The organism is Mycobacterium parascrofulaceum ATCC BAA-614, assembly GCF_000164135.1.
Lineage (GTDB): Bacteria > Actinomycetota > Actinomycetes > Mycobacteriales > Mycobacteriaceae > Mycobacterium > Mycobacterium parascrofulaceum.
Genome location: NZ_GG770555.1, coordinates 719,387 through 730,615 on the forward strand (window position 1 = coordinate 719,387; position 11,229 = coordinate 730,615).

Here is an 11,229-nt window from a genome sequence, read left to right on the forward strand (position 1 = left end):
GTCGCCCACCATCGCGACCACCCGCCCCTGGTCTTGTAGCCGCTCGATCTCGGTGACCTTGTCCTGCGGCAGCACCTCAGCCAGGACGTGATCGATGCCGACCTGTGTGGCGATCGCGGCGGCGGTGCGCGCGTTGTCGCCGGTGATCATGGCGACCTGCAAGCCCATGGCGTGCAGTTGAGCGACCACGTCGGCGGCGTCGTCCTTGACCGTGTCAGCGACGGCGAGCACGCCCACAACGTGGTCGTCGCGGCCGACGAACACCGCGGTGCGGCCCTGCTCTTCGAGTTCGGCGGCCGCCGCCGCAAGGTGCTCAGGCAGCAGCAGCTCGTGGTCGTCGACAAGTGTGCGACGTCCGACCAGCACGGTGCGGCCGTCGATCTGGGCCTGCACCCCGTGGCCGGCGAGGCTGGCGAACGCCGTGGCGGCCGGAATCTGCAACCCCAGCTCGCGCGCGGCCGCGACGATCGCCGCGCCGATGGGGTGCTCGGAGCCCGACTCGACCGCGGCGGCGATCTGCAGCACCAGATTGGGCTGGCGCCGCTTGCCGGCAATCACATCGGTGACCCGCATCTGGGCGCGGGTCAGCGTGCCGGTTTTGTCGAACACCACGGTGTCGATCTTCTTCGACGCTTCCATCACCTCGCCGCCTTTGACCAGGATCCCCAGCTCCGCGCCGCGGCCGGTGCCGACCGTGATCGCCGTGGGAGTGGCCAGGCCCAGCGCACACGGGCACGCGATGATCAGCACCGCCACCGCGGCGGTCATACCGGCGACCGGGTTGGCGGCGATCAGCGTCCACCCGGCAAACGTCACCGCGGCAACCCCGACGACGGCCGGGACGAACACCGCCGAGACCCGGTCAGCCAGTCGCTGTACCGGCGCCTTGCCGCCCTGTGCCTGCTCGACCAGGCGCACAATCTGCGCCAGCGCGGTATCGGCGCCGACGGCGGTGGCGCGCACGGTCAGCAGCCCGTCGATGTTGACCGTCGCACCGGCAACACGGTCGCCCACCGATTTTTCGACCGGGACGGACTCGCCGGTCAGCATTGACTCATCGACGACGGCGCGCCCGTCGGTGATCTCGCCGTCGACCGGGATCTTCTCCCCAGGCCGTACCCGTACCAGGTCTCCGACTTGTACCTGATCAACCGGCACGAGAATTTCTTGCCCGCCGACGAGCAGGCAGGCTTCCTTGGCGCCCATCTCCAAAAGCTTGCCGATCGCCTCCGACGCCTTGCTCGTGGATCTGGCCTCGAAATAGCGACCCAGCACCACGAACGCAATGATCAGCGCCGCCGTCTCGAAGAACAGTGCGCCACCGGCGAACAACTCATACGTGGAGTAGCCGAATGCGGTCAATGTGCCCAGTGTGATCAGCGTGTCCATGTTGGCGCTTCCCGCCCGCGCCTGCTGCACCGCGCCGCGCAGGAACGGCCACCCGGCGACGAATTGCACCGGTACCGTCGCCGCGAACGCCAACCACCCCGCCCACGGATAGGCGCCGAACACCATCGTCGACACCGACGCCAGCAGCGCCAACGGCATGGCCAGCCACAACCGCCGCAACCAGTTCCGCTGCTCACGCCTGTTCAGTTCACCCGAGGACGCCGTGCCGCACGCACCGCCCTGTCCCTGCCCGCAGCCGCCACTACCCTCGGTGTCGCGCGGCGCGTCGCTATCGGGCCGGGCGCCCAGTAATCGGCGGAGTCCACCGATGGCCTTGCGCACCACCCCGGGGGTGCGCGCATCGCCGGAATGCGGGGCACGGGTGGGCACCAACTCTGCAGGGATGTGCTCGGCTACGCCGATCGCCGACAGCACCGCCGCGGTGTCGCAGCGCTGCGGCGAATACTGGATCACCACCGATGCCGTGCGCGGATAGGCCGTCACCGCCTGCACACCGGGCACCGTGGCCAGAGTCTCCTCGATCGCGACGGCCCGGACCGCATCGACATGAAATCCGGTGATGCGCAGCCGCATCCGCCCGGACGCGTCCGATACGACCGTCGCCGTGGCGTCGGCGGCCGGCAGGACCTCAGTCGTCATGGCCGTCGCCCGGGCTCGTCACGATCGCCGGTTCGGTGTCCTCTCCGGCGCGCTCTCGTGCCTCGGCAACCACGTCGGCGACCGTCAATCGGATCTGTTCCGTGTTCGTTTCGGCCGTGCGCTGCGCTTCGCGGGCGGCCCGGATGCCCCACGCGGTCACAGCAACGGTTGCCGTGCGCAACGGAACCTTCGCCACGGCCGTGCGCACTGCCTCATACGCCGCAACCCCCACCACCCCGGTTACCACCGTGGGCGCCGCCTTCATCAAGAACCCATGCCACGCCATACCAAGCACTCCCTTCCCGTCGTTGCACCGCCAAACGGTGACCAGTCGGCCACGGTCGCTGCGGAGCGACACGAACCCATCCTTGACCTTCCAGTACAGTGGAAGGTCAAGGATGGGTTCCATGCAGATCGGCGAACTAGCGAAACTCAGCAATACCAGCGCGAAAACCATTCGCTTCTACGAGAACGCGGGGCTGCTCCCGCCACCGGCACGCACGGCGTCGGGGTACCGCGACTACGGGCCCGAGGTCGTGGATCGGCTGCGGTTCATCCATCGGGGCCAAGCCGCCGGGCTGACCTTGCAGAAGGTGCGCCAAATCCTGGCGATCCACGACCGCGGTGAGGTGCCGTGCGGGCACGTGCAACAGGTCCTGCACACCCGTCTGGACCAAGTCCGCGCGCAGATCGCCGAACTGGTCGCCCTCGAAGGCCACCTGCAGACCCTTCTCGACCACGCGGCGCACGCCGCGCCCACCGAACATGACCAGTCCACGGTGTGCTGGATTCTGGAAAGCGACCTGGATGCCGACGCCACCGTCGGTCCCGGCCACTAGACCATGAACAGCACCGAAATGCGTGAGTGGTCATGGACTGATGCGTGGTTGCCGGCCGCCCTGCTGGGTGTGGCGGGGGTGGGCTGGTGGTGGTCAGTGGTCAGCATGACCGGCGACGCCATGTCTATGGACACCGAGCCAGGAATGCCCATGGAGACCGCGCCAATGATGTCGTTCGCCGGTTTCCTCATCGCGTGGGTGGCCATGATGGCCGCGATGATGCTTCCTGCGGTCCTGCCCGTCGTTCGCGCCTACGCCCGCGCCGCCACCGGCAGCGCCGCTCCAGCGATCGTCTTCGTCGCCGGATACCTGGCCCTGTGGAGCGCCACCGGGATCCCCGCCTTCTGGGCGTGGAGCCACCTCAACGGGCCACTGGCACACGGATCACCGTGGGTCGGCCGCCTGGCCGGCGCCATAGCGCTGGCCGCCGGGATCTATCAGCTCACGCCGCTGAAAGCAGCGTGCCTGCGGCACTGCTACTGGCCATTGTCGGTTTCCCCGCCGTGCGGCAAGTACCACGACAGCCCGGCCCGGGCGCTTCGTGCCGGTGGGCGCTACGGCGTCTTTTGTCTGGGCAGCTGCTGGATGCTGTTCGTAGTCATGATCGCCTTCGGCACCATGCAATTGGCGTGGATGCTGGCGCTCTCGGTGGTGATCTGGCTGGAGCGAGTCGCCTCCTTCGGCGATTGGCTCACGCGCGTCACGGGGGCGGTGCTCGTAATCCTTGGCGTTGTGCTGCTGGTGCACCCCGCGTTGGTCATCAACCTTGTCTAGCGAGGAGTTAAGTCATGACGACGACGACACAACCACGCACCCGCCCCTGCGCTTTAGCGGCGACATTTTGATCTGGCTGTCCGCTGTCGTTTGATCTGAGGCGCTGCTGGCCGTTTGACCTGCGGCGCCTCAGATCCGTGCGCTTGAGCACAGTATTGCGGGGTTGATCGAGGATGCCGGTGCTGCCTGCGTGAGCGGGTCCAGTGCCGAGTGCCCAGTTCTCGAAGAACTGACTGAACCGGCAGTGCGGCATTCGATTTGAACGCCAACGCATTGCCGTGTTCACGTCGGTTCCCGTGGGTTGGCTCTCTGAGTATGGTGTGCGGGGCAGGTGTCTGTCACGGGTACGCGCACGGGTCGACGATCGGGTTGTGGGGCTGCCGCGTCCGGAAGCCGGGGACGCCCCGATGCCCCGGCACGGTCTCCTAAGATCAGCAATCATGGTGGCGCGTTCAATCCTGTTATTCGTCCTGGCTGCGGTCGCCGAAATCGGCGGTGCCTGGCTTGTCTGGCAAGGCGTCCGCGAGCAACGTGGTTGGCTCTGGGCGGGACTCGGCGTCATCGCGCTAGGAATGTACGGGTTCGTCGCCACCCTGCAGCCCGATGCCCATTTCGGCCGGATCTTGGCCGCCTACGGCGGCGTATTCGTCGCCGGCTCGCTGGCGTGGGGCATGGCCCTCGACGGGTTCCGACCCGACCGTTGGGATGTGATCGGCGCCCTGGCCTGCCTGGTAGGCGTTGCCGTGATCATGTACGCCCCTCGCGGCCACTAGCTCAGCATCACGTGGCGGCCGGGCAGGCCCAAACCGACCCATCGGGGGCGGATCGGGACGCATCACCTCGGCCCCGCCGATCAGTATCGACGGTGACGGAGACGGGCCGGCACGCTCAGCGATCGCCGTATCGATCCCGGGTACGGCCAGACAGTCGACCAGCATTTCATGGGCCGTTGCCGCGTTGGATAACCCGGGGGGATCTCAGTGGCGCAACAGGTTTCGGTGACTGTGGGTTTGGGTTATGTAGTGGTGCCAGGTAGCAGTTCGGCGATCAGGGTCTGGACGCGGTTGGCGATGTCGTCGCGGATGGAGCGGACGACCTCAAGGGCTTGGCCGGCGGGGTCGGGCAGTTTCCAGTCCCGGTAGGTGACTCCCGGGAAGTATGGGCAGGTGTCTCCGCAGCCCATGGTGATCACGACGTCGCTGGCTTGCACCGTGTCGGCGGTGAGCACCGCGGGGCTGTTGGCTGTGATGTCGATGCCCAGTTCGGCCATCGCGGCAACGGCCGCCGGGTTGACTTGGTCGGCGGGTTCGGTGCCCGCGGAACGGACCTCGATGCGGCCACCGGACTGGTGGATCAGCAGTGCGGCCGCCATCTGGGAGCGACCGGCGTTGTGCACGCAGACGAACAGGACGCTGGGTTTGTCGGCCATCAGCGGGCACTGCGTGATTGGGACTCGGGTCCGAAGAGGCGGGTACGCAGCGCCAGGGACACGTAGACGAGTCCGACCAGCACCGGTACTTCGATGAGCGGGCCCACGACCCCGGCCAGGGCCTGCCCGGAGGTGGCGCCGTAGGTGGCGATCGCGACGGCAATCGCGAGTTCGAAGTTATTGCCGGCAGCGGTGAACGCCAACGTGGTGGTGCGCTCGTACCCGACGTTGAGGAGGGCGCCGAGCAGGTAGCCGCCGGCCCACATGATCGCGAAGTAGGCCAGCAGCGGCACCGCGATGCGGGCGACATCGAAAGGCCGGGAGGTGATCTGATCACCTTGAAGGGCAAACAGGATGACGATGGTGAACAGCAGTCCATAGAGTGCCCAGGGGCCGATGCGGGGCAGGAATTGCGACTCGTACCAGGTGCGGCCTTTGGCGCGTTCGCCTAGGCGGCGGGACAGGTACCCGGCCAACAGTGGGACGCCGAGGAAGATCAACACCGATTTGGCGATCTGCCACGGGGAGACCTCGATCCCGGTCTGGGACAGGCCCAGCCAGCCCGGCAGCACCGACAGGTAAAACCAGCCCAGCGCGGCGAACATGAGAACCTGAAAGATCGAGTTCAACGCGACCAGCACTGCGGCGGCCTCGCGGTCCCCGCAGGCCAGGTCGTTCCAGATGATGACCATGGCGATGCAGCGGGCCAGCCCGACGATGATCAACCCGGTGCGGTATTCGGGCAGATCGGGAAGTAGCAGCCACGCCAGGGCAAACATCACCGCCGGCCCGATCAGCCAGTTCAACACCAGCGAGGACGCCAGCAGTTTGCGGTCGGCGGTGACCTCGCCGAGCTGGTCGTAGCGGACTTTGGCCAGCACCGGATACATCATCACCAACAGCCCAAGGGCGATGGGCAGCGAGACTCCGTCGACCTCAATGGCACTTAGGCCCGCGCCCAGGCCGGGCACCAGCCGCCCCAGCAGCAGGCCGGCGGCCATCGCTACCCCGATCCATACCGGCAAGAGCCGGTCCAGGGTGGACAGCTTGGCGGCCACTGCGGGTGCAGCAGTCGATATGGCGGTGTCACTCATGAGGTTTCTCTCCCGTGGCGCGAGCGGCGTACCGCTTCACTGGCAGCTGTCAACGTGAGGTGGGTCGGGGCGCGGTGGCGCGGTCGTTCGCTGCGGCTGTCTCAATCAGACGATGCGGCGGGTTTGGTGGCGTGGATGATCGCGCCGTGCATCCCTTCGGCCACCTGGTGGGTGAACGTGACCGTGGCATCGGTGAACCCGGCCGCGGCCAGTCCGTCGAGGTACTCCTGGCGGGACAGCGCTCCGGCGATGCAGCCGACGTAGGAGCCGCGTTCGGCGCGCTCGGCCGAACTGAGGTGGTCTTCGGCGACGACGTCGGAGATCCCGATCCGCCCGCCGGGGACCAGCACCCGGAACATCTCGGCGATCACGGCCGGTTTGTCGGCGGACAGGTTGATCACGCAGTTGGAGATCACCACATCGACGGCGGCATCGGGCAGCGGGATGTCTTCGATGGTGCCCTTGCGGAACTCGACGTTGGTGACACCGGCCTTGGCTCGGAATTCTTCGGCGTTCCGCCTCGCCAAGGCCAGCATCTCGTCGGTCATGTCGACGCCGTAAGCAAACCCGTCCGGGCCGACCCGGCGCGCCGACAACAAAACGTCGATCCCGCCGCCAGAACCCAGGTCAAGCACCCGCTCTCCGGGGTGCAAGTCAGCGACCGCGGTCGGGTTACCGCAACCCAGGCTGGCCGCAACCGCTTCAGCGGGAATCTCGGAGTGCTCGTCGTCGCCGTAGAGACCGGCGCCGAAGATGGTCCCGATATCGGCTGAGTCGCTGGACCCGCAGCAGCTCGCGGCGGTCAGCACATCGCTGTTGGTAGCGCCCCCGCTGATCGCGGTGGCGGCGGCGCCGTAGCTGGCCCGGACCTGATCACGCAGCTCATTGTGTTCGGCGGTCATCGCACCTACTCTTTCCATCGACAGACATCTATGTGAGCAGTGTGCGGGAAACATCGATGACTGTCAATGCGTGTGTCATACTGGGGCCATGCCCGCCGCGATCGCCTCCCCGACCGAACGCGATGACTCGTTGCTGGTCGCTGACGTTGCGGCGTGCTGCAGCCCGATCACCGACGGCGTACTCGACGCGGCCGCCGCCGAGCGGCTGGCCGGCGTGCTCAAGGCGCTGGCCGAACCGACCCGGCTACGGCTTGTGTCAATGATCGCGGGCCATGAGGGCGCCGAGGCGTGTGTATGCGACCTGACCGCTACTGTGGGGCTATCCCAGCCGACGGTGTCGCATCACCTCAAGATCCTGGTCGAGGCCGGCCTGCTCGACCGAACCCAGCGCGGCAAGTGGGCGTACTACCGGCTGGTGCCCGCGGCCCTGGATGCGCTCGGCGGGGTGTTTGTTGTCCGTTGTCGTTGTGGCTGAGGCAGCGCTTGAGGGCCTGACCTGCGATGCCTCGGATTCAGTGACGGCCGCCGCTACCTTGAGTTGTCCTGCCGCCGGGTGTCTCGTGCTGGCCCCGCAAGAGGCGTTATGCGTCCGGCGCGTACGCCGTTGGCGATGACGACGACTTCGGCAAGCTCGTGCACCAGTACGACCGTGGCCAGGCCGAGGGTTCCGAACATCGCCAGCGGCATGAGCACGGTGATGATGCCCAGGGAGAGTCCGACGTTTTGCACCATGATCTGCCGGGAGCGTCGAGCATGTGCTAGTGCGTGGGGCAGGTGCCGCAGGTCTTGGCCCATCAGGGCGACGTCGGCGGTTTCGATCGCGACATCGGTTCCCATGGCGCCCATCGCGATTCCCAGGTCGGCGGCGGCCAGGGCCGGAGCATCGTTGACGCCGTCGCCGACCATCGCGGTGGGCCGGTGAGCGCCCAGTTCTGCGATCAGGTGAGCCTTGTCCTCGGGGCGCAGTTCGGCATAGACGTGCTCGATGCCGGCTTGGGCGGCGAGCGCCGCCGCGGTGGCGTGATTGTCGCCGGTGAGCATCGTCACCTGGTAGCCGCCGGCACGTAGCGCGGTGATGACCTCGGGAGCTTCTGGGCGTAGTTCGTCGCGCACGGCGATGGCACCGAGCAGCCGGTCATCGCGTTCTACGAGCACCGCTGTGGCCCCGGCTTGTTGCATGTGCGCTACGTGATCGGCGAGGTCGGCGGGGTCGATCCAGCCGGGCCGGCCCAGCCGGATGGCTTGCCCGTCGAGGTGGCCGGTCAGCCCAGCTCCGGCAACGGCGTGCACGTCACTCGCGGCGGCCACCGGCGCTTGGGTAGCGGCCAGGACGGCCGCGGCCAGCGGGTGTTCACTGCGGGTTTCCAGCGCGGCCGCGACCGCCAGCACCTCTTCGCGGGTGGCGTCGTTGGTGGTGGCGATGTCGATGACGGTGGGCCGGTTGGCGGTCAAAGTTCCGGTTTTGTCCAGCGCGATCCCACTGATGGTGCCCAGGGCTTCCAGCGCGGCACCGCCCTTGATCAGTACCCCGATCTTCGAGGCGGCACCGACTGCCGCCACGACGGTCACCGGCACGGCGATGGCGAGCGCGCACGGGGACGCGGCGACGAGCACCACCAGAGCGCGTTCGATCCACACCAGCGGGTTACCGAAGATGCTGCCCGTCCCGGCGATCAGCGCCCCGGCGATCATGATGCCCGGCACCAACGGCTGCGCGATCCGATCGGCCAGGCGCTGGCTGGCGCCCTTGCGGGCCTGTTCGGCTTCCACGATCTGCACGATTCGCGCCAACGAGTTGTCCTCAACGGTCGCGGTGACCTCCACCTGCAGCACTCCGGACCCGTTGATCGACCCGGCGAACACCTCATCACCGGGTCCGGCCTCTACCGGCACCGATTCGCCGGTAATCGCCGAGACGTCCAGGGCGGTGCGCCCGGCAACAATGATGCCGTCGGTGGCCAGGCGTTCCCCGGGTTTGACAATCATCTGATCACCGACGCGCAGTTCGGCTGCGGCCACCACGGTTTCGACACCTGCGCGCAAGACCGTGGCCTGATCCGGCACCAGCGCCAGCAGAGCACGCAGGCCGCGGCGGGTACGGGCCACCGCGTATTCCTCCAAACCCTCGCTGATGGAGAACAAAAACGCCAGCATCGCGGCCTCGCCGACCTGACCGAGTCCAACAGCGCCGAGCGCGGCGATCGTCATCAACGTGCCGACACCGACACGGCCCTCGGTCAGTCGCCTAACGGTTGAGGGCACGAACGTCGAAGCGCCCACCGCGAGCGCCACGACTTTCAATCCCAACGCCACCGGCCCGAATGGAGTCAGCCACGCCGTCACCAGTGAGGCTGTCAGCACCACCCCGGAGAACGCGGCCCGCCGCAGCTTGACAACGCCCCACAGCCGCTCCGACTCAGGGTGGCTGTCGTCGTGGTCGCAGCAGCCATCGCTTCGTTGCACTGGTCGTTGTGAAACCCTGTCAGCTTGCTCGCCGGATAGCGTCCGCTCGCTCCAGTCGAGGATTCTCTGCACCACACCGGGGTTGCCTCCCTCGACCGAGTGCGGCGCCCGGGCGGGCACCGACTCGGCAGGGATGTGCTCGGCGGCGGCGATCGCCGACAAAATGGCAGCGGTGTCGCAGCGCTCGGGTGAATACCAGACCACCACGGAAGCCGTGCGCGGATACGCGCGGACCGCATCCACACCAGCCACCGTGGCGACCGAGTCCTCGATCGCGACAGCCCGCACCGCGTCGAACCGAAACCAGTTAGCACGCACCCGTATTCGTCGCGCACCCGCAGACACGACAACCAGCGCGGCCCCGTGATCGGAGGAAACCTCAGCAGTAGGCACAATCGACCTTTCCCCGTGAAAACGGCTAACCCATCACTTGGCAGCAGTCGTCATCGTCAGCCTTGGCGGCGGGCGGCCGAGGGGCATCGTCGCCGATGCGTCCGCGGGCTTCGGCGACCACGTCGGCGACTTTCAGCCGGGCCGACTCCGCTGCTACCTCTGCGCTCCGAGTTCCGCGCAGTCCCCACTCCGTCACGGTCACCGCTGCCCGGTGAACCGGCGCCGTGCCCACCGCCTTGCGCAGCACCTCGTAGGCGCTCACCCCGACCAGCCCGGTGAACACTGTCCCGGCTGCTTTGGCCACGAACCCATGTATAGCCACTGCTTATCCCTTCTGTTCTGCCAACTCACTACGATTGAGCGACCGCGATCTTCAAGGTCACCGGATCGCTGCCACTGATGGTCATCGACCAACGGTGGCCTCGGCTGCGCCCGATGCGGCGTCCTCGCCGACACAGGGCTGGTCGGTATCCACCGCCAAAACAACCTGGACCAGCTCGCCCAGAGCACGGGCGAGGTGAGGGTCGGCCAGCGCGTAGCGAACCTGCCGGCCCTCATAGGTCGCGATGACCAGCCCGCAGCCCCGCAAACACGACAAATGATTGGACACATTCGACCGTGTCAACCCCAGCTGCGCAGCCAACTGGCCCGGGTAGCACACCCCATCGAGCAGTGCCACCAGAATCCGACACCGCGTCGGATCCGCCAGCGCTCGGCCCAGCCGAGCCAGCGCCGATTCCCGCGTCTCACACGTCAGCATGCACCAAACAGTACAGCCGATACTGATATGTCAGCAAGGGCTGAATTGTGCCATGGCTCCACACGCCGCCGTCAGCCCTGACGCCGCCCAGCTGGCCCAGCCGGGCACGGTGATCGCGGGGATTGACCTGGTCGTGGTTTCCACGCGTCGAAGTGGTGTGCGCGGCGGGTGGCGCTGAGTTGTTGATCGTGGATCCACTGTTCGATGGGGCGGGTTTGGTCGCGGTGCTGGGGAAACCGGGCGCTGACGTTGACGTAGACCGCATCGACGGCGCGGGCACGGGCGGGTGTGGCTGGCGCGGTGCCCCAGATCCGGCGATGAGCGCCGGCCAGGATGGCGGCCAAGGCGATCAGGTCCGGGTAGGCGCCGATGTGCGTGTCGGCGTCGGCGCGGGCAGGCGGCAGCGTAAACGGGCTGGTGCTGCGTGCCCAGCAGCGGTGAATCCGCGCGGCATCCCTGACCGCGAAGCGCGCAGCGTCGCTGTGACACCGATCCAGTCGGGCATGGCGCTGCGCTGCGGCGATCA

The 11,229-nt window shown here is 67.4% G+C and carries 10 protein-coding genes and 2 pseudogenes; 5 read left to right on the top strand and 7 right to left on the bottom strand.

Translation table 11 applies throughout. The features are described from left to right. Nucleotides 1-1,983 (bottom strand): heavy metal translocating P-type ATPase (locus tag HMPREF0591_RS18860; protein ID WP_085981686.1); only part of this gene is annotated, 1,983 nt, incomplete at its 3' end. Between the two features lie 55 nt (nt 1,984-2,038). Then, the gene (locus HMPREF0591_RS18865; protein WP_033718771.1) at nt 2,039-2,335 is read right to left on the bottom strand and encodes a DUF1490 family protein; all 297 of its coding nucleotides are present in this window, start codon (nt 2,333-2,335) and stop codon (nt 2,039-2,041) included. 121 nt (nt 2,336-2,456) lie between these two features. On the opposite strand from HMPREF0591_RS18865, the gene HMPREF0591_RS18870 reads away from it, so the two are divergent. The 3 genes from HMPREF0591_RS18870 to HMPREF0591_RS18880 all read left to right on the top strand — a co-directional run bounded on the left by HMPREF0591_RS18870 (nt 2,457) and on the right by HMPREF0591_RS18880 (nt 4,435). After that, nucleotides 2,457-2,888, top strand: a complete 432-nt coding sequence (locus HMPREF0591_RS18870) for a heavy metal-responsive transcriptional regulator (protein WP_007170246.1) — start codon at nt 2,457-2,459, stop codon at nt 2,886-2,888. Between the two features lie 3 nt (nt 2,889-2,891). Next, nucleotides 2,892-3,662, top strand: coding sequence for a DUF2182 domain-containing protein (locus tag HMPREF0591_RS30370; RefSeq protein ID WP_007170247.1), 771 nt, complete (start codon nt 2,892-2,894; stop codon nt 3,660-3,662). Nucleotides 3,663-4,102: 440 nt separating this feature from the next. Beyond that, on the top strand, nt 4,103-4,435 hold the full coding sequence (locus tag HMPREF0591_RS18880) for a YnfA family protein (protein ID WP_007170248.1): 333 nt from the start codon (nt 4,103-4,105) through the stop codon (nt 4,433-4,435). A gap of 242 nt (nt 4,436-4,677) precedes the next feature. Here the strand turns inward: HMPREF0591_RS18880 and arsB are convergent. Together arsB and arsM are read right to left on the bottom strand one after the other, a co-directional pair. After that, a pseudogene (gene arsB, locus HMPREF0591_RS18890) lies at nt 4,678-6,185 on the bottom strand (ACR3 family arsenite efflux transporter). Between the two features lie 101 nt (nt 6,186-6,286). After that, nucleotides 6,287-7,087 carry an arsenite methyltransferase gene (gene arsM / locus HMPREF0591_RS18895; protein WP_007170251.1) on the bottom strand — a complete coding sequence of 267 codons (801 nt, stop codon included), beginning with the start codon at nt 7,085-7,087 and terminating at the stop codon, nt 6,287-6,289. An 88-nt stretch (nt 7,088-7,175) separates the two neighbouring features. Here arsM and HMPREF0591_RS18900 point away from each other — a divergent pair, with 88 nt between their 5' ends. Continuing rightward, nucleotides 7,176-7,562: an ArsR/SmtB family transcription factor gene (locus HMPREF0591_RS18900; RefSeq protein WP_007170252.1), complete on the top strand. Its 387-nt coding sequence runs from the start codon at nt 7,176-7,178 to the stop codon at nt 7,560-7,562. Between the two features lie 53 nt (nt 7,563-7,615). On the opposite strand, the gene HMPREF0591_RS18905 is transcribed toward HMPREF0591_RS18900, so the two are convergent. From HMPREF0591_RS18905 to cmtR, 3 genes are all read right to left on the bottom strand, one after another. Continuing rightward, nucleotides 7,616-9,904 (bottom strand): heavy metal translocating P-type ATPase, encoded by a 2,289-nt coding sequence (locus HMPREF0591_RS18905; RefSeq protein ID WP_033718775.1) that lies wholly within the window; start codon nt 9,902-9,904, stop codon nt 7,616-7,618. Between the two features lie 64 nt (nt 9,905-9,968). Beyond that, nucleotides 9,969-10,265 (bottom strand): DUF1490 family protein, encoded by a 297-nt coding sequence (locus tag HMPREF0591_RS18910; protein ID WP_033718759.1) that lies wholly within the window; start codon nt 10,263-10,265, stop codon nt 9,969-9,971. An 81-nt stretch (nt 10,266-10,346) separates the two neighbouring features. Next, nucleotides 10,347-10,703, bottom strand: coding sequence for a Cd(II)/Pb(II)-sensing metalloregulatory transcriptional regulator CmtR (gene cmtR / locus HMPREF0591_RS18915; protein ID WP_007170255.1), 357 nt, complete (start codon nt 10,701-10,703; stop codon nt 10,347-10,349). A 188-nt stretch (nt 10,704-10,891) separates the two neighbouring features. Between cmtR and HMPREF0591_RS33470 the strand changes: the two are divergent. Then, nucleotides 10,892-11,229 (top strand): annotated as a pseudogene (locus HMPREF0591_RS33470) (hypothetical protein); the annotation flags it as partial.